Below are 21,442 nucleotides of genomic sequence, written 5' to 3' on the forward strand. Positions count from 1 at the left end.
ATCCGTCCTGACGCGGCGCCGGCCCGGCCGGTCACTTCACATCCTTCGTCGATTCCCTATATAGGGAGGTGCCGGCTTTGAGCCGGCTATGGCGATAAACTGCGGCGTGTAATAGACGCAGCGGACCCGGGGGCGGTACCCGGCGGCTCCACCAAAAAAGGCGGTTTTCCGCCGCTTCTGATGGGGCCGAACTAGGATCGACGTGTGTTGAAAGGCGCTGTTTTTCGCTCGGAATGGGACCACCGTGACGGCCCGTACACAAGTGCCAACGATAACGAAGCACTCGCGATTGCCGCGTAACTGATCCCTCACGGGTGAAGTTACAAAGCTAAAGCGCGGTTCGAACCCCACCGGGCAACAGAAGGGGAGTTCAGCGGCCGCCGGGAGGGCCGGGCAACAGAACCTCCCGGACCTTCTGCCAAAGACGCCGAGCGCCGGGCAACAGAAGCTCCCCACCTTCCTTTCGCCCTCACCACCACTTAGCGCAAGGTTGCGGAACCGAAACGGCTTTCACGCTTTATTCCCCGTCCACATCAGGGGAGTTGGGAATGAACACTTTCGCCAAAATTCTTGCCGTTGCGAGCTTTGCCGCGCTTGCGGCGTGCGGCGGCAACGAGGCCGACGACAACATCCAGGCCGCTGCCGACAACGAGGCCGAAATGCTGGAGAACCAGGCTGACAACCTGTCGCAGCAGGCCGACAACGTGACTGGCGACGCCGCCAACAGCCTCGAAAATCAGGCCGCGGCGCTTGAGAACCAGGCCGAAGCGACGCGTGAGGCTGGCGAGAACCAGGCCGAAGCCGCAGAAGAAAACGCGCAGTAAAAAACCCGATTATCGGGCGGGGCCGCCGGAGCGATCCGGCGGCCCTTTGCGTCAGTTCTTTGCGAACAGCTTCGCCGGATCGCGCATAGCCTTGATCTCCAGGGCGTTGCCGGACGGATCGAAGAAGAACATGGTCGCCTGCTCCCCCGGCAGGCCCTCGAACCGGATCGTCGGCTCCATCACGAACTCGACCCCCGCACCCTTCAGCTTTTCCGCAAGCGCGCGCCACTCCTCCATCGGCAGCACAGCGCCGAAATGCGGCACCGGTACGTCATGGCCGTCCACTTCATTGCTGTGCCGCCGCGGCGCCATACCCCGCGACAGATGGGCGACGATCTGGTGCCCGAAGAAGTCGTAATCGATCCACTCGTCCGAACTCCGCCCCTCTGGACAGCCGAGCAAGCCGCCGTAGAAGCTGCGGGCCGCGTCCAGATCGTGCACTGGAAAAGCGAGATGGAAGGGCGGAAGTGTCATTTCCCCTTCCCGCCCGGCTTGGGACCGCGGCCCGGTCCGCCGCCGCGCGGCGGCCCGCCTGGGCGCGGCCGGTCTCCCTTGGGCGGCGGCCGCCGCGACCGGCGGTCGTGGCCTGTTGGTCCATGGGGGGCGGATGCGGTCCGCTGCGGCGCGGCCTGCTTCGGCCCGATCGCATAGCCTTCCTTCAGGAGGCGGGTGAAGGCGGCGCGAACGCTCTCGGAGATCGCCGCCTGCAGCTCCGGCGGAAGATCGCGGAACGTGGCATTGGCATGTATGGCGTTGATGTCGCGGAGCAGGGTGTTCGGCAGCCCCTTGGACGCGGTCTTCAGCGCGGCAACGGCGTCGATCACCGCGGCGAAGACGATCTCCTGCATCACGTCGGTTGCTGACTTCATGCGCTTTCCTGATCCATCATGCCGGGCAGCGCCGCGCCGCTCCTTCCGTCGACCTGTAGGACTGGCGCCTCCTCCGGGCAACGCTTTCCAAGGCCCCGGCAGATCGGCTAGCGGAGAAATATGCCTGCTGCCCCCGCTCATGAAATCCCGCAGCCCTGGACGCTGCCCCGGCTGAAGCCTTTTCTTTTCGCCTTCCTTGCCGGCCTCCTTTCGGCGCTGGGCTTCGAGCCTCTCAATCTCTGGCCGCTGACGCTCGCCGGCTTCGGCTGGTTGATGTGGCTGCTCCAGCACGCCTGGCGGAAGCGGCGGGCGCTTGCGCTCGGCTGGTGGTTCGGCGTCGGCCAGTTTGTGCTGGGGCTGAACTGGATCGCGACCGCCTTCACCTATCAGTCGGCAATGCCCGCTTGGCTCGGCTGGGTGTCGGTGGTGCTGCTCTCGCTCTACCTGGCCGTCTATCCGGCGATGGCGGCGGGGCTCGCCTGGCGGTACGGGAAGACCGACCGGCTGGCCTTCGTTTTCCTGTTCGCAGCCGCCTGGATCGTCACCGAATGGCTCCGCGCCACCATGTTTACCGGCTTTGCCTGGAACCCGGTCGGCGTGTCGCTGCTCCCGACGGCGGCGGCGCGGCTTGCAAGCATCATCGGCACCTATGGCCTCTCCGGCATCACCGTGCTGATGGCGGGTGCCCTCGTGCTTATCTACGAGCGCTACCGCAAGACCGGCTTCATCCTGCTCGCGGTCGTGGTCGGCCTAGCGCTCGTCCGCTTCGGTTTCGACCGGCCGAGTTCCGGGCCTGCCGGCGCCCCGCTGACAATCGTCCAGCCGAACGTCGGGCAGGAGCTTAAATGGACCGACGGCTTCGAGGACGTGAATTTCGCGCGGCTCCGCCAGCTGTCGGCGACCGACAAGCCGGGCCCGCGTCTCCTCCTTTGGCCGGAAGCGGCAATCACCGAGCCGCTGCAAGACGAGCGCCGCCTGCTTCCCCTCTATCCGCTCCGGGCGGCGGGCGTGCAGCAGCGCTTGGCAAGCGTGCTACGACCGGGCGACACTTTGCTCACCGGCGGCGTGACCTTCCAGTCGTCCGACGGTCGCTACGTCACCAGCGGCACCAACAGCGTGTTCGCCATGGACACGTCAGGACGCATCTTCGGCCGCTACGACAAAGCCCATCTTGTTCCCTACGGCGAATATCTCCCCGCGCGGCCGATCCTTTCCGCGATTGGGCTGTCGCGCCTGTCCCCCGGCGATGTCGATTTCGACGAGGGGCCGGGGCCGCGCAGCCTCACCCTCCCCGGCGTCGGCAAGGTGGGTCTCCAGATTTGCTACGAAATCATCTTCTCCGGCCATGTCGTCGACCGGAAGAACCGACCAAACTTCATCTTCAATCCTTCTAACGACGCCTGGTTCGGCCGCTGGGGCCCGCCGCAGCATCTGGCGCAGGCGCGGCTCCGCGCGATTGAGGAAGGATTGCCCGTGGTCCGCTCGACGCCGACCGGCATTTCCGCCGTGGTCGACGCGGACGGCACCTTGCTTCAGTCCATTCCCTGGCGGCAGATGGGGAAGATCGACGCGCTGCTGCCGCCGGCCAAGGCACCGACCTTCTTCGCGCGTTTCGGTAACATCGTGCCGTTTCTACTCTCGTTGATCCTTGTCGGCATCGCGATTGCAGTGCACCGCAGAGCACGCTAAGGGGCGCATATAAGGATATCTTTATATCCGCATTCCCTTGTTTCTAGCTCCTGCAAAAGGCTGATTTCCGAAGATGCGCAGCAATTATCTCTTCACGTCCGAGTCGGTGTCTGAAGGCCATCCCGACAAGGTCGCCGACCAGATTTCGGACGCGATCGTCGACCTGTTCCTGTCAAAGGATCCGGAGGCGCGCATCGCCTGCGAGACGCTGACCACCACCCAACTCGTCGTCCTCGCCGGCGAAATCCGCTGCAAGGGCGTCTATGAAAATGACGAATGGGCGCCGGGCGCGAAGGAAGAGATCGAGCGCACCGTCCGCGAGACGGTGAAGCGGATCGGCTACGAGCAGGACGGCTTCCACTGGGAAAGCCTCAACTTCATCAACAACCTTCACGGCCAGTCCGCGCATATCGCGCAGGGCGTGGACGCGACGGGCAACAAGGATGAAGGCGCGGGCGATCAGGGCATCATGTTCGGCTTCGCCTGTGACGAAACGCCGGACCTGATGCCCGCGACGCTTTATTACAGCCATAAGATCCTCGAGCGCATGGCCGCCGACCGCCATTCCGGCGCTGCCGCTTTCCTCGAGCCCGACGCCAAGAGCCAGGTGACGCTGAAGTTCGAGAACGGAAAGCCGGTCGCCGCGACCGCTATCGTCGTCTCCACCCAGCATGCTGCGGGCTACGACCAGGGCGACAAGGAGGCCGAGCTTCACAATTATGTGAAGCAGGTCGTTTCGGACGTGATCCCGGCCGACCTGCTGTCGAACGGAACTGTCTACCACATCAACCCGACCGGCAGCTTCGAGATTGGCGGTCCGGACGGCGACGCCGGCCTTACCGGCCGTAAGATCATTGTCGACACCTATGGCGGCGCATCTCCGCATGGCGGCGGCGCCTTCTCCGGCAAGGACCCGACCAAGGTCGACCGCTCGGCCGCCTATATCAGCCGCCATCTCGCTAAGAACATCGTCGCCGCTGGCCTCGCCCGCCGCTGCACGATCCAGCTTGCCTATGCGATCGGCGTTTCGGAGCCGCTTTCGCTCTATGTCGACACGCACGGCACCGGCACCGTCGGCGATGCCGAGATTGAAAAGGCGATCATGTCGATCCAGGAGCTTGGCGGCCTCACCCCACGCGGTATCCGGACGCATCTGGGGCTCAACAAGCCCATCTACCAGCGCACCGCGGCTTACGGCCACTTCGGCCGCAAGGCGGACGGCGACTTCTTCCCGTGGGAGAAAACCGATCTCGTCGAAAAGCTGAAGGCGGCGCTCTAACGCACGTGTAAAGGCGGCGGATCATGTCCGACCCGACAACGATCCGCCGCCTCTACGGCCGCCGCTCCGGCCATAAGCTCCGCGAGGGCCAAGCGGCTTTGGTCGAAGAGCTGCTTCCGGCGCTCAGCGTGCCGGAGGAAGGGCCGCTCACCGCCCAAAGTCTGTTCGGCGACGATCGTCCGCTCCATTTCGAGATCGGCTTCGGCTCCGGCGAGCATCTCGCCTATCGCGCCGACCTACTCCCCGATCATGGCTTCATCGGCGCGGAGCCGTTCCTGAACGGGGTCGTGGGCGCGCTCGTCCATGTCCGCGACAAGCGCCTGGCCAACATCCGCCTCCACATGGGCGATGCGCTGGAAGTGCTGGAACGGCTGCCGGATGCGAGCCTCCGCTTCGTCTACCTCCTCCACCCCGATCCATGGCCGAAGGCCCGCCATGCCAAGCGCCGCATGGTCAATCACGGTCCGCTCGACATCATCGCGGCGAAGCTCCAGCCCGGCGGCGAATTCCGGCTCGGCACGGACGACCCGACCTATTGCCGCTGGGCAATGATGATCATGAACCAGCGCCGCGACTTCGAATGGCTGGCGGAGAGCGCCAAGGACTTCCTCACCCGCCCCGGCGGCTGGCCCGAAACCCGCTACGAAGCGAAAGCCCGCCGCAAAGGCCATGAAGTATGGTACTTTCGATACCGGAGGTCCTGATGCGTAAACTCATTATCTTTATTGCTTTGCTCGTCGGTATCGAAGGTGCCGCACTCGCATGTTCCTGTGTGCCGCCCGGCACGCCGGAAGAATCGCGGGATGAGGCGCGCTACGCCGTGCGCGGTGTTGTGGCGATCGTCGAGGCAGAGGTGCTCAGCGAGTATCGCCCTGGAGGCCTGGGCGAGCAGATACGCGTCCACCGGACCTTGTTCGGGGAAGCGCCGCAAACCTTCATAATTGAACGAAGCTCATTTGCGAGCAGCGCATCGTGCGATCTGCTGTTGAACCGGGGTGAGCGGAAGGTGCTGATCCTCGCGGGCGGTGATGGCGGTATTTATCGGATTCAGAACCTTTGTTCAGACTACCTGACTTCCGAGCGCTATCTGCCGATCGTGCTTGAGGAGGCCCGCCTTTCGTCCCGCAGGGCGGGCGAACGGGCCGCGAACTGCCCTAAGACGAAGGTCAGCGGGCGGGCGTAAGCCTCAGCAGTTTTCCGCCCGAGCCGCCGCGCTCGTCCTCCAGCACGTAGACTGCGCCGTCGGGCCCCTGCTCGACTTCGCGGATGCGCTGCCCCATCGGGTAGCGTGCGACTTCGCGAGCGCTGTTGCCGCTGATCGCGACCCGCACCAGCGCTTCGCCGGACAGGGCGCCGATCAGCGCGTTGCCCCGCCATTCCGGGAAGAGCGAGCCCGTGTAGAAGATCATGCTCGAAGGGGAGATGACGGGCGTCCAGGTGATTTCCGGCGCGTTGAATTGCGGCTGCGTATCGTGGTCGGGGATCGGGCGGCCATCATAATGGTCGCCGTTCGACACGATCGGATAGCCATAGTTGGACCCGCGTTCGATGAGGTTCATTTCGTCGCCGCCAGCAGGGCCCATTTCGTGGCTCCACAAACGCCCATCGGGGGCAAAGGCTAGGCCAAGCGGATTGCGGTGGCCGAGCGACCAGATCGCGCCACGCACGGCGCCGCCCTGATCGTACCACGGATTGTCGCTCGGAATGCCGCCGGCGTCCGTGACGCGCAGGATTTTGCCCAGATTGGCGTTCATATCCTGCGCCGGATCGAACTTTTGCCGGTCGCCGCTGGAGATGAAGAGGTAGCGGCCGTCGGGCGAGAAGGCGAGTTTGTGCGCATAATGGCCGCGGCCCGTGACCTTCGGATCCTGCCGCCAGATCACCTGAAGATTCTCGAGCCGGCCTTCATCGGCTTGGTCGAGCACCAGCCGCGCACGGGCTACCACCGCGCCGCGCGTGTCGTTCGGCCCCGCCTCCGCATAGCTTAAATAGATGAGGCTGTTGTTGCGGAAGTCCGGATGCGGGACGATGTCGCCCAGACCGCCCTGGCCGCCATGATCCACCTGCGGAACGCCCGAAATACTTCCCAGCCGCTGCTGCTGTCCGCCGCCCATGAAATCGATGAAGCGGATATTACCCTTCTTCTCCGTGATGAGGAGGATGCCGTTCGGAAGGAAGGTCATCGCCCACGGCTCATCAAACTGGCCGACCTCCGCGACAGCGAAAGGCCTTCCGTCTTCGACCATAGCAGCGGGCGGCGCTGCGCCATTGGCCGCTTCGACCGGCTCCGACGGCTGGCCGCAGGCGGCAAGGGCGATGGCAGGCAGAAGAACGAGGCTCAAAGCGCGCATGATCGGCTCCCGATTGACGGATAATGGGAGAACCTTTTCAGGAAGGGCGGAGTTGCGTCAACATCTCCCGCCTTACAGGAAGTCCGCTTGCCCCCGTTGCCGCCAGTCTCGCTCCTATCCCTCGCCACGGCCGTGCCCCCGCACCTCCTGCACCAGAAGGAGGCGAAGGAGATTGCAGCGCGGCTGTTCGGCCGCCGCGCCGGCCATTTCGACCGGCTCGCGCCCGTTTTCGACAATGCGGGTATCGAGACCCGGCACCTCGTCATGCCGCTCGAATGGTATGAAGGCGATCATCGCTGGAAAGCGCGGAACGACGTCTATCTCGCCGCCGCCGAAGGGCTCTACGTCGAGGCGGCGGAAAAGGCGCTGGCGGCTGCCGGCATAGCAGCGGACGAAGTGGACGGGCTGGTCACCGTCTCCACGACCGGCATCGCCACGCCCAGCCTCGAAGCGCGGGCGGCGGGACGGATGGGCTTTCAGAGCGATGCCGAACGCGTGCCGGTCTTCGGCCTCGGCTGTGCCGGAGGCGTGAGCGGGCTCGCCATCGCAGCGCGGCTCGCCGCCGCCGGCAAGACGATCCTGTTCGTAACGGTGGAGCTTTGCTCGACCTCCATCCGGCTCGACAAGCTCACCAAGGCAAACATCGTCGCCACGGCCCTGTTCGGTGACGGCGCGGCGGCTTGCGTCGTGCGCGGCGGCGAAGGCGGCATCGGCATGATTGAGGGCGGCGGCGAGATGCTGTGGCCGGACACGCTCGGCATCATGGGTTGGGACGTCGAAGATCCGGGCCTCGGCGTCATCTTTGACCGCGCCATTCCGCCGTTCGTCGGCAAGAATATGGCCGAAGCGGTCGAGCGGATCGGCGGCAATATCGGCATCGAGCGGGAGGATATTGACCGCTTCGTCTGCCACCCAGGCGGCGCCAAGGTGGTGACGGCGCTGGAGGAAAGCCTCGGTCTCGCGTCCGGTTCGCTTGATCATGAGCGGGAGGTGCTTCGTCACTATGGCAATATGTCCGCGCCCACAGTGCTGTTCGTGCTCGATCGGCTGATCCGGGAGGGGCTTCCGGACCGGTCGATGCTGCTGGCCCTCGGCCCCGGCTTCACCGCCAGCGGATTGTCGCTGCTGCGGGCATGAGTGCCGCCATCATCCTCGCGCTCGTGACGCTGCAAAGATTGAGCGAGCTCGTGATCGCTCGGCGCAACACGAAGGCGCTGCTCGCGCAGGGCGCCTACGAAGCGTCGCCGGACCACTATCCGCTGATCGTCGCCGTCCATACGCTCTGGCTAGGCACCTTATGGTGGCTGGCTCCGGGCCGCCCTGTGGACTGGCCGCTGATCGGCCTCTTCCTTCTCCTGCAAGCGGGTCGCCTCTGGGTGCTGGCGACGCTCGGCCGCCGCTGGACGACGCGCATCATTGTCGTTCCAGGCGAAAAGCTGGTGCGAAGCGGTCCGTTCCGTTTCGTCCGCCATCCCAATTACTGGATCGTCGTCGGAGAGATTGCCCTCCTTCCCCTCGCCTTCGGCCTGTGGGAGGCGGCACTCGTCTTTTCGCTGCTTAATGCAGCGGTATTGGCCGTGCGTATCCGGGCGGAAGAGAGGGCGCTGGCGTCCGCCCAAGCTTCGTCCTAGCCTGAGGCATGAGAAATATTCTTTGTGCGGCCTTTCTGGCGCTCACTTCCTGTGCCTCGGCACCCTCAGCGACTTCGCCGCAGGACCAATTCTTCGCCCGCCTCTCCGCGCTGTGCGGCAAAGCCTATGAGGGGCACATCGTCAGCCCGGCCGTCCCCGCGGATGCAAATTTCGCGGGCAAGCGGCTGATCATGCATGTGCGAAACTGCTCCGAGAATGAGATCCGTATGCCCTTTCAGGTCGGCGAGGACCGCTCCCGCACCTGGGTGGTGACCCGAACCGGCTCCGGCCTGAGGCTGAAGCACGATCATCGGCACGAGGACGGAAGCGAGGACGTGCTCACCCAATATGGCGGCGAGACGGTGACAGCGGGCACGGCGCAGCGGCAGGAATTCCCTGTCGACCAGTTCTCGAAGGATCTGTTCAACCGGCAGAACGCCGCCGTCTCCACTACCAATGTGTGGGCTATGGAGGTCGATCAGGCCCGTACGTTCGCCTACGAACTCCGCCGCCCCGGTCGCTTCTTCCGCGTCGATTTCGATCTCACCCAGCCGGTAACAGCACCCCCGCCGGCTTGGGGAACCCGCTGATCTTCAGGATGGTGCGGCGTGTTGGGCTGGCACTCCTCGCTGCCGGCTTTTCCCTGCTGCTCTACATGGGCTTGCTCGCGCAGGCGGAGCCCAGGGTACGAAGATTAGGCCTCACGCTTGAAGGCCTATCCTCTCGCAAAGCGCCTATCCGGATCATCCTGATTTCGGACATTCACGCTGGCACCTCCGACATGAGTCCTGCCCGTGTGTCGCAACTCGTCGAGAAAGCAAACTCACTGAAGCCGGACCTGGTGCTGCTCGCGGGAGACTTCATCAGCGACAAAGAATTTCCGGCTAGGCGCAATTCGATCGAAGACTCCGTTGCTCCTCTTGGTGCGCTTCGGGCTCCGCTCGGCACCTTGGCGGTGCTGGGCAATCACGACCATTGGCTGGACGCAAAAACTGTGCGGGAGGCTCTACAGCGAAACGGAATAACGGTTCTTGAGAATGGAGCCGTTCGGCGCGGGCCGCTGGCTGTCGGAGGCGTCGATGATATTCATACAGGGCACGATGATATTACCGCCACGTCCATCGCAATGGCGGAAGTCGGGGGCGCTAAGCTGCTCCTCAGTCACAGCCCCGATATTTTTCCGCGGGTTCCGGAGGATGTGAAGCTTACGCTGAGCGGACACACGCACTGCGGGCAAATAGCCCTGCCCTTCTTCGGAATAGTAAGGACAGCGTCGAATTATGGCCGCCGCTTTGCCTGCGGCATCATCAAGGAAGGTGACAAGGTCCTCGTCGTCAGCGGCGGAGTAGGAACGAGTGTCCTTCCGCTGCGCCTGCTGGCGCCGCCAGACATCTGGCTCATAACTTTACGACCCGAATAGCTTCTCGCTTGCTCCCGCGGCAGCCAAGGTCTATATAGCGCTCACCTTTCTCGACATCGGTAACGTGTTGAGGCTGGTCCCGGGAGGGGCCGGCACGGGAAGGCTTTACCTGTTGGAGCGCGCATGGCGGATTTCGCCGAACTGACGAAGATGATCGAGACCGAGGCGAAGGCCGAGGGGCTCGCGCTCGTCCGCGTCAAGATGATGGGCGGGACGTCCGATCCGACGCTCCAGGTGATGGCCGAGCGGCCCGATACGCGGCAGCTGACCCTAGAGGATTGCGCGCGGCTGTCGCGTCGGCTTTCGGAGCGTCTCGACGAGCTTGATCCGATCGAGAATGCCTACCGGCTCGAGGTCAGCTCGCCCGGCATCGACCGGCCGCTGACGCGCCTCCAGGATTTCGAGGACTGGAAGGGGCATGAGGCGAAGATCACCCTCACCGAGAAGCTCGAAGGCCGCAAGCAATTCACCGGCGACCTGATTGGTGCCGAAGGCGAGAATATGGTGATGGACGTGCAGGGGCTCGGCGAGACCCGCCTTCCCTTTTCCATGCTGCATTCGGCGAAGCTCGTCATGACCGACCGGCTCATCCAGGCGACCGCTCCGCTTTCCGCGGAAGGCGCCGACGAAGTTGAAGAAATCGAAGAAGAAGGACAGGACTAAGACATGGCCACCACTGCCGCTGCTCCGGGCGCTGTTTCCGCCAACAAGGCCGAACTGATCGCCATCGCCGACGCCGTCGCGCGCGAGAAGCTGATCGACAAGGGCATCGTCATCGAGGCGATGGAGGATGCGATCCAGCGCGCGGCCCGCGCCCGCTACGGCGCCGAGAACGACATCCGCGCCAAGCTCGACCCGAACACGGGCGACCTCCGCCTGTGGCGCGTCGTCGAGGTGGTCGAGCAGGTGGACGACCATTTCAAGCAGGTGAGCCAGAAGGACGCCGAGAAGCTTCAGCCGGGCGCTGCACTCGGCGACTTCATTGTCGATCCGCTGCCGCCGATCGAGTTCGGTCGCATTGCCGCGCAAGCCGCCAAGCAGGTCATCTTCCAGAAGGTCCGCGACGCTGAGCGTGAGCGGCAATATGAAGAGTTCAAGGACCGCGCTGGCGAGATCATCACCGGCGTCGTGAAGCGCGTCGAATTCGGCCACGTCGTCGTCGATCTCGGCCGCGCCGAGGGCGTCATCCGCCGCGACCAGCAGATCCCGCGCGAAGTGCTTCGCGTCGGCGACCGCGTCCGCAGCCTCATCCTCAACGTCCGCCGCGAAAATCGTGGGCCGCAGATTTTCCTCAGCCGCGCGCACCCCGACTTCATGAAGAAGCTGTTCGCGCAGGAAGTGCCCGAAATCTACGACGGCATCATCGAGATCAAGGCCGCCGCCCGCGATCCGGGCAGCCGCGCCAAGATCGGCGTCATCAGCCACGACGGCTCGATCGATCCGGTTGGCGCCTGCGTCGGCATGAAGGGCAGCCGCGTCCAGGCGGTGGTCCAGGAAATGCAGGGCGAGAAGATCGACATCATTCCCTGGTCTGAGGATCTCGCCACCTTCGTCGTCAATGCGCTTCAGCCGGCGACCGTCGCCCGCGTCGTCATCGACGAGGAAGAGAGCCGCATCGAAGTCGTCGTTCCCGACGATCAGCTTTCGCTTGCCATCGGCCGCCGCGGCCAGAATGTGCGCCTTGCCTCGCAGCTCACCGGTTCGGCCATCGACATCATGACGGAAGCCGACGCCAGCGAGAAGCGCCAGCGCGAGTTCGTCGAGCGGTCCGAGATGTTCCAGAACGAGCTCGATGTGGACGAGACGCTGGCGCAGCTGCTCGTCGCCGAAGGCTTCGGCGCGCTTGAGGAGGTCGCATATGTCGAAGCCGACGAAATCGCTTCGATCGAAGGCTTCGACGAGGAGCTTGCCGCCGAGCTTCAGAGCCGCGCGCAGGAAGCGCTTGAGCGCCGCGAGGAAGCGGCCCGTGAGGAGCGCCGCGGCCTCGGCGTGTCGGATGAGCTGGCCGAAATGCCCTACCTCACCGAAGCCATGCTGGTGACGCTCGGCAAAGCGGGCATCAAGACGCTCGACGATCTCGCCGATCTCGCCACCGACGAACTGGTGCAGAAGAAGCGGCCCGAACAGCGCCGCCAGCGCGAAAGCAACCGGTCCGAGGACAAGGGCGGCATTCTCGCCGACTATGGCCTCAGCGACGAGCAGGGCAATGAAATCATCATGGCCGCCCGCGCCCACTGGTTCGAGGACGAAGAGCCGAAAGCTGGGGAGGACGCGGTTGCGGAAACCTCCCAATGACACGCTAGACGACGAAGCGAAGCACGTCCCGGAGAGGAAATGCATCCTCTCCGGCCAGCATTCCGCCCGTGACGACCTCATCCGCCTGGCGCTGGGGCCGGACGGTCAGGTGCTGCCGGACGTGCGCGCCAAGGCGCCGGGCCGCGGCGCCTGGATCGGCGTGTCCCGCGCCGAGCTTGAGGCGGCCCAGGCCAAAGGCAAGCTGAAGGGGGCCCTGCAGCGGGCGTTCAAGACCAACGTGTCCGCGCCCGACGACCTCGGCGCGCGGATTGAGGACGCACTGCGCCGCTCTGTCCTTGACCGGCTCGGCCTTGAGGCGCGTGCCGGAACGCTTCTCACGGGCAGCGAAAAGATCGAAACTGCCGCGCGCCGCGGGGAGGTTCATCTGCTCCTCCAGGCGTCGGATGCGGGCGAAGACGGGCGGCGCAAGCTAGATCAGGCGTGGCGCGTGGGAGAAGGCGATCCGCAAGGGTTGGTTTTTCCAGCGGAAAGGACCATATTGTCATTGGCGCTGGGGCGGCAGAATGTGGTACATATCGCCATAATCGATCGCGCTGCCGCGACGCGCGTGCGCCACGCGCTGTCCCGCTGGCGCGCTTTTATCGGACTGGATGATGGGCTAAGCGCCGCCTCGGCGGAGTTGCCGGGTGCATCGGCTGTTGATGTGAATGAAGGATTAGAATGAGCGAGACGACAGATAAGCCGAAGCTTGGAGCGCGCGCGCCCCTGGGCCTGAAGCGCACGGTCGAAACCGGCAAGGTGAAGCAGAGCTTCAGCCACGGTCGGTCGAACACCGTCGTGGTCGAGGTGAAGAAGCGCCGCATCCTCGGCCCGGGCTCCGCTCAGGAAGCGTCGAAGGTCGAAGAGGCTCCGAAGGCGGAAGCGCCTGCACCCGCGCCCGCCGCTCCGGCGCCGAAGCCTGCTGCGGCAAAGCCCGCCGCGCGCCCGGTGAACGATGCCGCATCGCGCCGCGAGCTTCAGGAGCGCCTGCTCCGCGAGGCCGAGGAAGCGCGCATGACAGCGCTTGAGGAAGCCCGCCGCCGCGAGGACAAGCAGGCGCAGCAGGCGACCGAGGAAGAACGCCGCCGCGCCGAGGAAAATCGCCGCGCCGAGGAAGAAGCGCGCGTCAAAGCCGAAGAGGAAGCGCGCCGCGCTGCCGAGGAAGCCGCGCGCGCCGCCGCCGAGCCGCAGCCCGCAGCGCCCGCTGCTGCCGAGGATGATGAAGGCGATCGCCGTCCGAAGCCGCGCGGCTTCACGCCGGTTAAGCGTCCGGAGCCGGCGCGTCCGGCCCGCGGCCGCGACGACCGCCGCCATGCCGGCAAGCTCACCGTCACTCGCGCCCTTTCAGGCGGCGATGACGACAATCGCGCCCGTTCGCTGGCCGCGCTGAAGCGCGCTCGCGAAAAGGAAAAGCGCGCCCATCAGCAGGCAGGCCCGTCCGCCAAGCAATATCGGGACGTCGATGTGCCCGAGACGATCACCGTCCAGGAACTCGCCAAGCGTATGGGCGAGCGCGGCGCCGACCTCGTGAAGGCTCTGTTCAAGATGGGTACGCCCGTCACGATCACCGAGACGATCGACCAGGACACGGCGGAGCTGCTGATCGAAGAGTTCGGCCACCGCATCAACCGCGTGTCGGAAGCCGACGTCGACATCCAGGCCGAGGCCGACGTGGATGCGCCGGAAACGCTGCAGCCGCGTCCGCCGGTGGTCACCATCATGGGCCACGTCGATCACGGCAAGACGTCACTTCTTGACGCGATCCGCGGCGCCAACGTGGTTTCGGGCGAAGCCGGCGGCATCACCCAGCATATCGGCGCCTATCAGGTGTCGTTGCCGGACAAGTCGAAGATCAGCTTCCTCGACACACCGGGCCATGAAGCCTTCACCGAAATGCGCGCCCGCGGCGCCAACGTCACTGACATCGTGGTGCTAGTGGTCGCGGCCGACGACGGCCTGAAGCCGCAGACGATCGAGGCTATCAACCATACCAAGGCAGCCGGCGTGCCGATGATCGTTGCGATCAACAAGATCGACAAGCCCGGCGCCAATCCGCAGAAAGTCCGCGAAGAGCTGCTCCAGCACGAGATCATCGTCGAGGCGATGGGCGGCGACGTTCAGGACGTCGAAGTTTCGGCGCTGAAGAAGACCAATCTCGACGGGCTCCTAGAGGCGATTAACCTCCAGGCCGAAATCCTGGAGCTCAAGGCCAATCCGAACCGTGCCGCCGAAGGCGCCGTGGTCGAAGCCAAGCTCGACAAGGGCCGCGGCCCGCTCGCGACCGTGCTCGTCCAGCGCGGCACGCTCCGCGTCGGCGACATTTTCGTGGTCGGCGCCGTGCCCGGCAAGGTGCGCGCGATGATCGACGACAAGGGCCGTCAGGTGAAGGAAGCCGGCCCGTCCGTTCCTGTCGAGGTGCTCGGCCTGTCCGGCGTTCCGTCGGCGGGCGACACGCTCACCGTCGTCGAGAATGACGCGCGTGCCCGCGAGGTCGCGGCCTATCGTCAGAGCCTCATCGACCGGAAGCGCACCACCAGCGCGCCTGTGAGCCTCGAGAATATGTTCGCCTCGAAAGCGAGCACGACCGTCGAATATCCTCTGGTCGTCAAGGCAGACGTGCAGGGTTCGGTCGAAGCGATCGTCAGCGCGCTCAACCGCATTTCGAACGAGGATATCCGCGTCCGCATTCTCCATTCGGGCGTCGGCGCGATTACGGAAAGCGACGTGATCCTCGCCAGCGCATCACGGGCGCCGATCATCGGCTTCAACGTCCGTCCCAATGCTAAGGCACGCGAGGTTGCGGAGCGGAACAGCGTCGAGTTCCAATATTACGACGTCATCTACCACCTCACCGATGCGGTGCGGTCGGCGATGGCAGGCGAGCTTGGCCCGCTGATGATCGAGAATGTGGTCGGCCGCGCCGAGGTGAAGGAAGTCTTCCCCGCCGGCAAGAAGGACAAGGCCGCCGGTCTGCTCGTGCTGGAGGGTATCCTCCGCAAGGGCCTTCATGCGCGCCTTACCCGCGAGGACGTCATCGTCTCCAAGACCACGATCTCGTCGCTTCGCCGCTTCAAGGACGACGTTGCGGAGGTCCGCGCCGGTCTCGAATGCGGTGTGCTCCTGGCCGACACGAACGACATCAAGCCGGGCGACCATCTCGAAGTGTTCGAGGTCGAGGAGCGCGAGCGCACTCTTTAAGGGTACGTCATGCGGCATAACGAGTCACAGGAAGGCCGGTCGGTGCGCCTGCTTCGGGTCGGCGAGCAGGTGCGCCACGCGCTGAGCGACATATTGATGCGCGGCGACGTGCATGACGATGTGCTCGCCAGCCACACCGTGTCGGTGACGGAGGTCCGCATGTCGCCCGACCTCCGGCATGCGACCGTGTTCGTGAAGCCGCTGCTGGGCAAGGACGAGGCGGCAGTGATCAAGGCGCTCCGCACCAACACGGCCTATCTGCAGTCGGAAGTCGCGCGGCGGGTGAACCTCAAATATGCTTCGCGGCTCAAATTCCTGCCGGATGAAAGCTTCGACGAAGGCAGCCATATCGACCGCCTGCTCCGCTCGCCGACGGTCGCACGCGATCTTGGCGAGGGCGACGACGACTGATTAAGGTCGTCCGATGGCCAAGCTCTATTTCTACTACGCCTCCATGAATGCGGGGAAGTCGACGACCCTGCTGCAGGCGGACTTCAACTATCGCGAGCGGGGCATGGAGACCTTGCTCTACACCGCCGCGGTACATGACCGCTCAGGCTATGGCGTGATCGACTCCCGCATCGGCCTTTCGGCGGAAGCGCGGCCGTACGACGCCCACACCCAATTTCGTGCCGAAGTCGAAGACGAGCTGGAAGTGCGGAGGGTCGACTGCATCATGGTCGATGAAGCGCAGTTTCTCAGCCGCGATCAGGTGTGGCAGCTTGCCTCGGTCTGCGACACGCTCGGCATCCCGGTGCTCGCCTACGGCCTCAGGACCGACTTTCAGGGCAATTTGTTCGAGGGGAGCGGGGCTTTGCTCGCGCTTGCCGATGCGCTCGTCGAGCTGAAGGCGGTCTGCGAATGCGGGCGGAAGGCGACGATGAACCTCCGCGTCGATGCGGAAGGAAGAGCAATGAAGAGCGGCGCCCAGACCGAGATCGGCGGCAACGACCGCTATATCGCGCTTTGCCGCCGCCACTTCATGCAGCGAATCAATGATGCCGAGCAGCAGCCCCTGCCGCTGGAACTTGCCGCGCGGGCGCAAGCCTAGACCCGTGCATGGCTGGCTGATCCTCGACAAGCCGGTCGGGCCCGGCTCGACCGACGCCGTCTCCGCCGTGAAGCGGGCGCTGCGGGGCGGCGGTTATCCGAAGCTGAAGGTCGGCCATGGCGGCACGCTCGATCCGCTGGCGAGCGGCGTCCTTCCCGTCGCACTCGGCGAAGCGACCAAGCTCTGCGGCCGCATGCTGGACAGCGACAAGGTCTACACCTTCAGCATCGGCTTCGGCCTTGAGACGGATACCCTGGATGCGGAAGGCCAGGCGGTCGAAACTTCGGCCGCGCGCCCGGCGCCGCGGGAAATCGAACAAATCCTGCCCCGCTTCACCGGCGCCATTGAACAGACGCCGCCTATCTATTCCGCTCTCAAGATCGACGGAAAAGCGGCCTATGCTCGCGCGCGTGCGGGCGAGACGCTGGAGATGAAGACCCGCGCCGTCACCATCCACAGCCTCAATCTGAATGACGTAAACGGGGATGCCGCAACCCTCACCGCCCACGTCTCCAAAGGCACGTACATCCGCTCGCTTGCACGGGACATCGCGCGGGCGCTTGGCGCCGTCGGCCACGTCACCATGTTGAGGCGGCTGAAGGCTGGGCCCTTCACGCTGGCACAGGCGATTTCGCTGGACAAACTGGCCGAGCTCGGCCATGCGCGCCAGCTTGAACAGGCACTCTTGCCGCTGACGGCAGGGCTGGACGACATCCCGGCTCTTCCCGTCACCCCCGATCAGGCAAGGCTGCTCCGACAGGGGCAGAAATTGATCGGGATCGCCGCACAGCCAGGGCTTCACCTAGCGACCGACCAGTCTGTTCCGGTTGCGCTTGTGGAGCTTGAAGGCCCGGAGCTTCGGGTGGTGCGCGGCTTCAACCTATAGATTTTTAAAGGAGTTTGACGATGTCGGTAACCGCCGAACGCAAGCAAGAGATTATCAAGGACAACGCCCGCGCCAAGACCGATACGGGTTCGCCGGAAGTCCAGGTCGCGATCCTCACGGAACGCATCAACAACCTTACCGAGCATTTCAAGACGCACGCCAAGGACAACCATTCCCGCCGCGGCCTTCTGATGCTCGTCAACAAGCGCCGCTCGCTTCTGGACTATCTCCGGAAGACGGATGGGGAGCGCTACACCGCACTGATCGCGAAGCTCGGCCTTCGCAAGTAATCGCTGAGGCGGCCCTTCGGGGCCGCTTCGCATATCGGGCGTCCGCAATTCGGCGGCGCCCGGCGGACCATATCGGTCCACCACGGGAGCAAGACGCTCCTTTGCAGGCCCACCGGAGCATCCGGCTCCGGTGATGGAAGGAAAAACCAAATGTTCGACATGAAGAAAGTAGAAATCGAGTGGGGCGGAAAGACCCTGACACTCGAAACCGGCCGCGTTGCCCGTCAAGCCGACGGCGCCGTTCTGGCCACCCTGGGCGAAACCGTCGTCCTTTGCGCCGTCACCGCGGCCAAGAGCGTGAAGGAGGGACAGGATTTCTTCCCCCTCACCGTTCACTATCAGGAAAAATTCTCGGCAGCCGGCCGTATCCCGGGCGGCTTCTTCAAGCGGGAGCGCGGCGCCACCGAAAAGGAAACGCTGACCAGCCGCCTGATCGACCGTCCGGTCCGCCCGCTCTTCCCGGAGGGCTTCTACAACGAGATCAACGTCATCGCGCAGGTCCTGTCCTATGACGGCGAGAACGAGCCCGACATCGTCGCGATGATCGCTGCGTCCGCGGCGCTCACCATCTCCGGCGTTCCGTTCATGGGCCCGATCGGCGCTGCCCGCGTCGGCTACCAGGACGGCGATTATATCCTCAACCCGACGCTCGACCAGCTGAAGGAAGGCGAGCTCGACCTCGTCGTCGCCGCCACCCGCGACGCGGTGATGATGGTCGAATCCGAAGCCAAGGAGCTTTCGGAAGACGTGATGCTGGGCGCGGTCGTCTTCGCCCATAACGAAAGCCGCAAGGTGATCGACGCTATCATCCGTCTTGCCGAACAGGCCGCCAAGGAGCCTTGGGAGCTTTCCCAGAGCGACGACAAGGCCGCGGTCAAGGCGAAGCTCAAGGACATCATCGGCAGCGACATCGAGGCGGCCTACAAGACGCTCGACAAAGGCAGCCGCCGCGAGCAGCTCGACGCCGCCCGCGCCAAGGCAAAGGAAGCCTTTGCCGACGCAACCCCGCAGGAACAGATGGTCGCCATCAAGCTCGTGAAGAGCCTCGAGGCCGACATCGTCCGTGGCGCGATCCTGAAGGAAGGCCGCCGCATCGACGGCCGCGATACGAAGACGGTCCGCCCGATCGAAGCGATGGTCGGCTTCCTGCCGCGCACGCACGGTTCGGCCCTTTTCACCCGCGGCGAGACGCAGGCGATCTGCACGACCACCTTGGGCACCAAGGAAGCCGAGCAGATGATCGACGGCCTCACCGGCCTCAGCTACGAGCGATTCCTGCTCCACTACAACTTCCCGCCTTATTCGGTCGGCGAAGTCGGACGGTTCGGCGCGCCCGGCCGCCGCGAAGTCGGCCACGGCAAGCTTGCCTGGCGGGCGCTCCACCCGGTGCTCCCGACGCACGAGGAATTCCCGTACACGATCCGCATCATCTCCGACATCACGGAGTCCAACGGCTCCTCGTCGATGGCGACGGTGTGCGGCGGCAGCCTTGCGCTGATGGATGCGGGCGTTCCGATCAAGCGGCCGGTCTCCGGCATCGCCATGGGCCTCATCCTCGAAGGCAAGGACTTTGCGGTCCTTTCCGACATCCTCGGCGACGAGGACCATCTCGGCGACATGGACTTCAAGGTGGCCGGCACGGAGCGTGGAATCACCTCGCTCCAGATGGACATCAAGATCGCCGGCATCACCGAGGAGATCATGAAGGTCGCGCTTCAGCAGGCGCATGACGGCCGTGCTCACATCCTCGGCGAGATGGCCAAGGCGCTCGACCATACGCGCGGTGAGCTCTCCGCCCACGCGCCGCGGATCGAGACGATGCAGATCGACAAGGCGAAGATCCGCGACGTCATCGGCACCGGCGGCAAGGTGATCCGCGAGATTGTCGCCGAAACCGGCGCCAAGGTCGATATTGACGATGAAGGCGTGATCAAGATCTCGTCCTCCGACATCAACCAGATCGAGGCTGCGCGGAAGTGGATCCTCGGCATCGTCGAGGAGCCCGAGGTCGGCAAGATCTACACCGGCAAGGTGGTTAACATCGTCGATTTCGGCGCGTTCGTGAACTTCATGGGCGGCAAGGACGGTCTCGTCCACGTCTCCGAAATGAAGAACGAGCGGGTCGAAAAGCCTACCGACGTCGTCTCCGAAGGCCAGGAAGTAAAGGTCAAGGTGCTCGAAGTCGACCAGCGAGGCAAGGTTCGCCTGTCGATGCGGGTCGTCGACCAGGAAACCGGCGCCGAGCTGGAGGACACCCGCCCGCCGAGGGAGGAGCGGCCCCGCGGCGAAGGCCGTGGTGATCGCGGCGACCGTGGCGGACGTGACCGCGAAGGCCGCGGCGGACGTGATCGCGGCCGCGGCGGCCGCGACCGTGGCCCGCGTCGCGACGGCGATCGGAGTGAGCGCCGCGACCGGAACGAGGGCGGCGAAGGCGGGAGCGATCCCGAATTCGCGCCAGCGTTCTTGACGCGGGATGACGATTAGAGCCTGGGCAACCCCTGAGCTGAACCAGAAAAGGCCCCGTGCGCGAGCGCGGGGCCTTTTCTAACGCACTTTCGCTGCATCCAGACGACGAAGGCTTTCCTTAGCGAAGTCGCTGTCGAGCTGGGCGCCCGCTTGGAAATAGCGACGCGCCTGCGGGATGTCCCCCTGCAGTGCGTGGAGATAGCCAAGATTGGCGTAGAGGCGACCTTTCGAGAAATTGCTGAGCCGGCCCTCGTTCTTCAGCCCTTCATTGAGGTAACGCGCGGCATTGGTGAGATCCCCTAGGCCCAGGTACATGGTCCCAAGCGAATTATAGATGGTATAGGCGTCGGCGCCGGCAGTCCGCCGTCCCGGCGACCGGTACGCTTTCTCCAGCCATTGCGCTGCGGTCCGGTAATAGCTTAGCCGCGCTTTTCCTAGTGGGGCTCGCACTGCCCGCGCTTCGTACACCAGGCCCATATTGTACAGGCCAAGATAATGGTTCGGGTCGCTGCGCAGGAAAGCGGTCAGCAACCGCTCCGCTTCGTCAATATTTCCGGCAAATCGAGCCGTTCTCGCCTGCTCCAGCACCGAAGGCTGCGCGGTCGCGGAACAGGTTGCCATCGATACTCCAAAAAGCGCGAGCGCTGCGAGAAATCCGGTCCGCATGTCAGCGCGACGACAGCGCGACCGGCGGAAGAGCGCGCTGAGCCTCGATGCTCTTGGAAATGCGGTAGGCGATGAACCTGTCAAGATCGACCGTCACCGTCGTGGGGGAGCCCGGGGTACAGGTGATGTTGATCGGCCGGTCGATCAGCGGCTTGCCGGCCAGACGAATGTCGGGAAGAAAGCTGCTGTCGATGTTCCTTTCCCAGGGATCGATGATGATCTGCGCCATCCGCGTCTGGCGGTCCTTGATGTTCTCGAGGTAAACCGCACCGGCACCGACTACAAAGAGGCCGATGAGAGAGACCGCCATCTGCGCGAGTAGCAGCGGCCGCGCAGCATTGACTTTGGCGGGCGCCGACGTGGCGACGAGACGATTAAGGCTCCAAGCATTGTACCCGAGGACGACCAGACACAAGATCGCCAGAAGCCCCAAGCCCCCGTAATTAAGAAACTGCGAAAAGCCTCCAACTGCAGGGTTATCCATCGATGCCCCTTTCGCTTAAGAGACACAGTTATAACAGACATGA

23 protein-coding genes and 1 other RNA gene are annotated in these 21,442 nt (G+C 64.5%); 19 read left to right on the forward strand and 5 right to left on the reverse strand.

Features of this window, described 5'->3' with window-relative positions:
- The first annotated feature begins 31 nt into the window (after positions 1 to 31).
- Positions 32 to 373, forward strand: a transfer-messenger RNA (tmRNA) gene (gene ssrA, locus VGD10_RS10290).
- A gap of 175 nt (positions 374 to 548) precedes the next feature.
- Complete coding sequence (locus tag VGD10_RS10295) at positions 549 to 824, forward strand: hypothetical protein (protein ID WP_331040731.1); 276 nt, start codon at positions 549 to 551, stop codon at positions 822 to 824.
- Positions 825 to 875: 51 nt separating this feature from the next.
- Here VGD10_RS10295 and VGD10_RS10300 read toward each other — a convergent pair whose 3' ends face one another.
- Both VGD10_RS10300 and VGD10_RS10305 read right to left on the reverse strand, forming a co-directional pair.
- Positions 876 to 1,298 carry a VOC family protein gene (locus VGD10_RS10300; protein WP_331040732.1) on the reverse strand — a complete coding sequence of 141 codons (423 nt, stop codon included), beginning with the start codon at positions 1,296 to 1,298 and terminating at the stop codon, positions 876 to 878.
- Positions 1,295 to 1,693 (reverse strand): hypothetical protein, encoded by a 399-nt coding sequence (locus VGD10_RS10305; protein WP_331040733.1) that lies wholly within the window; start codon positions 1,691 to 1,693, stop codon positions 1,295 to 1,297. The genes VGD10_RS10300 and VGD10_RS10305 overlap by 4 nt, the downstream gene beginning before the upstream one ends.
- 120 nt (positions 1,694 to 1,813) lie before the next feature.
- Here VGD10_RS10305 and lnt point away from each other — a divergent pair, with 120 nt between their 5' ends.
- The 4 genes from lnt (at position 1,814) to VGD10_RS10325 (ending at position 5,844) form a co-directional block, all read left to right on the forward strand.
- Positions 1,814 to 3,382 (forward strand): apolipoprotein N-acyltransferase, encoded by a 1,569-nt coding sequence (lnt, locus tag VGD10_RS10310; RefSeq protein ID WP_331040734.1) that lies wholly within the window; start codon positions 1,814 to 1,816, stop codon positions 3,380 to 3,382.
- A 73-nt stretch (positions 3,383 to 3,455) separates the two neighbouring features.
- Positions 3,456 to 4,661 carry a methionine adenosyltransferase gene (gene metK, locus VGD10_RS10315; protein ID WP_331040735.1) on the forward strand — a complete coding sequence of 402 codons (1,206 nt, stop codon included), beginning with the start codon at positions 3,456 to 3,458 and terminating at the stop codon, positions 4,659 to 4,661.
- 23 nt (positions 4,662 to 4,684) lie between these two features.
- A complete protein-coding gene (gene trmB, locus VGD10_RS10320) occupies positions 4,685 to 5,365 on the forward strand; it encodes a tRNA (guanine(46)-N(7))-methyltransferase TrmB (protein WP_331040736.1) in 681 nt (226 codons plus the stop codon).
- The gene (locus VGD10_RS10325) at positions 5,365 to 5,844 is read left to right on the forward strand and encodes a hypothetical protein (RefSeq protein ID WP_331040737.1); all 480 of its coding nucleotides are present in this window, start codon (positions 5,365 to 5,367) and stop codon (positions 5,842 to 5,844) included. Before trmB ends, VGD10_RS10325 begins: the two co-directional genes overlap by 1 nt.
- On the opposite strand, the gene VGD10_RS10330 is transcribed toward VGD10_RS10325, so the two are convergent.
- A complete protein-coding gene (locus tag VGD10_RS10330) occupies positions 5,828 to 7,012 on the reverse strand; it encodes a PQQ-dependent sugar dehydrogenase (protein WP_331040738.1) in 1,185 nt (394 codons plus the stop codon). The two genes, VGD10_RS10325 and VGD10_RS10330, sit on opposite strands and share 17 nt — an antisense overlap.
- 87 nt (positions 7,013 to 7,099) lie before the next feature.
- On the opposite strand from VGD10_RS10330, the gene VGD10_RS10335 reads away from it, so the two are divergent.
- From VGD10_RS10335 to pnp, 13 genes are all read left to right on the forward strand, one after another.
- A complete protein-coding gene (locus tag VGD10_RS10335; protein ID WP_331040739.1) occupies positions 7,100 to 8,149 on the forward strand; it encodes a type III polyketide synthase in 1,050 nt (349 codons plus the stop codon).
- Positions 8,146 to 8,643 carry an isoprenylcysteine carboxyl methyltransferase family protein gene (locus VGD10_RS10340; RefSeq protein WP_331040740.1) on the forward strand — a complete coding sequence of 166 codons (498 nt, stop codon included), beginning with the start codon at positions 8,146 to 8,148 and terminating at the stop codon, positions 8,641 to 8,643. The genes VGD10_RS10335 and VGD10_RS10340 overlap by 4 nt, the downstream gene beginning before the upstream one ends.
- An 8-nt stretch (positions 8,644 to 8,651) precedes the next feature.
- Positions 8,652 to 9,233: a hypothetical protein gene (locus tag VGD10_RS10345; protein ID WP_331040741.1), complete on the forward strand. Its 582-nt coding sequence runs from the start codon at positions 8,652 to 8,654 to the stop codon at positions 9,231 to 9,233.
- Positions 9,218 to 10,063, forward strand: coding sequence for a metallophosphoesterase (locus VGD10_RS10350; protein WP_331040742.1), 846 nt, complete (start codon positions 9,218 to 9,220; stop codon positions 10,061 to 10,063). Before VGD10_RS10345 ends, VGD10_RS10350 begins: the two co-directional genes overlap by 16 nt.
- Positions 10,064 to 10,186: 123 nt before the next feature.
- Positions 10,187 to 10,726 (forward strand): ribosome maturation protein RimP, encoded by a 540-nt coding sequence (gene rimP, locus VGD10_RS10355; RefSeq protein ID WP_331040743.1) that lies wholly within the window; start codon positions 10,187 to 10,189, stop codon positions 10,724 to 10,726.
- Between the two features lie 3 nt (positions 10,727 to 10,729).
- Complete coding sequence (nusA, locus tag VGD10_RS10360; RefSeq protein ID WP_331040744.1) at positions 10,730 to 12,358, forward strand: transcription termination factor NusA; 1,629 nt, start codon at positions 10,730 to 10,732, stop codon at positions 12,356 to 12,358.
- The gene (locus VGD10_RS10365) at positions 12,339 to 13,043 is read left to right on the forward strand and encodes a DUF448 domain-containing protein (protein WP_331040745.1); all 705 of its coding nucleotides are present in this window, start codon (positions 12,339 to 12,341) and stop codon (positions 13,041 to 13,043) included. The genes nusA and VGD10_RS10365 overlap by 20 nt, the downstream gene beginning before the upstream one ends.
- Entirely contained in the window at positions 13,040 to 15,556 is a 2,517-nt protein-coding gene (infB, locus tag VGD10_RS10370) for a translation initiation factor IF-2 (RefSeq protein WP_331040746.1), read from the forward strand. The genes VGD10_RS10365 and infB overlap by 4 nt, the downstream gene beginning before the upstream one ends.
- A gap of 9 nt (positions 15,557 to 15,565) precedes the next feature.
- Positions 15,566 to 15,967 carry a 30S ribosome-binding factor RbfA gene (rbfA, locus tag VGD10_RS10375; RefSeq protein WP_331040747.1) on the forward strand — a complete coding sequence of 134 codons (402 nt, stop codon included), beginning with the start codon at positions 15,566 to 15,568 and terminating at the stop codon, positions 15,965 to 15,967.
- Positions 15,968 to 15,980: 13 nt separating this feature from the next.
- Positions 15,981 to 16,607 carry a thymidine kinase gene (locus tag VGD10_RS10380; RefSeq protein ID WP_331040748.1) on the forward strand — a complete coding sequence of 209 codons (627 nt, stop codon included), beginning with the start codon at positions 15,981 to 15,983 and terminating at the stop codon, positions 16,605 to 16,607.
- On the forward strand, positions 16,555 to 17,493 hold the full coding sequence (truB, locus tag VGD10_RS10385) for a tRNA pseudouridine(55) synthase TruB (protein WP_331040774.1): 939 nt from the start codon (positions 16,555 to 16,557) through the stop codon (positions 17,491 to 17,493). Before VGD10_RS10380 ends, truB begins: the two co-directional genes overlap by 53 nt.
- Before the next feature lie 20 nt (positions 17,494 to 17,513).
- Complete coding sequence (rpsO, locus tag VGD10_RS10390; protein WP_331040749.1) at positions 17,514 to 17,783, forward strand: 30S ribosomal protein S15; 270 nt, start codon at positions 17,514 to 17,516, stop codon at positions 17,781 to 17,783.
- Positions 17,784 to 17,933: 150 nt separating this feature from the next.
- Positions 17,934 to 20,267, forward strand: a complete 2,334-nt coding sequence (pnp, locus tag VGD10_RS10395) for a polyribonucleotide nucleotidyltransferase (protein WP_331040750.1) — start codon at positions 17,934 to 17,936, stop codon at positions 20,265 to 20,267.
- 60 nt (positions 20,268 to 20,327) lie between these two features.
- Here pnp and VGD10_RS10400 read toward each other — a convergent pair whose 3' ends face one another.
- A complete protein-coding gene (locus tag VGD10_RS10400) occupies positions 20,328 to 20,870 on the reverse strand; it encodes a tetratricopeptide repeat protein (protein WP_331040751.1) in 543 nt (180 codons plus the stop codon).
- A 46-nt stretch (positions 20,871 to 20,916) separates the two neighbouring features.
- Positions 20,917 to 21,399 carry a hypothetical protein gene (locus tag VGD10_RS10405; RefSeq protein WP_331040752.1) on the reverse strand — a complete coding sequence of 161 codons (483 nt, stop codon included), beginning with the start codon at positions 21,397 to 21,399 and terminating at the stop codon, positions 20,917 to 20,919.
- Between the last annotated feature and the right edge of the window lie 43 nt (positions 21,400 to 21,442).

This window comes from Allosphingosinicella sp. (assembly GCF_036402135.1).
In the GTDB taxonomy this organism is placed as follows: Bacteria; Pseudomonadota; Alphaproteobacteria; order Sphingomonadales; family Sphingomonadaceae; genus Allosphingosinicella.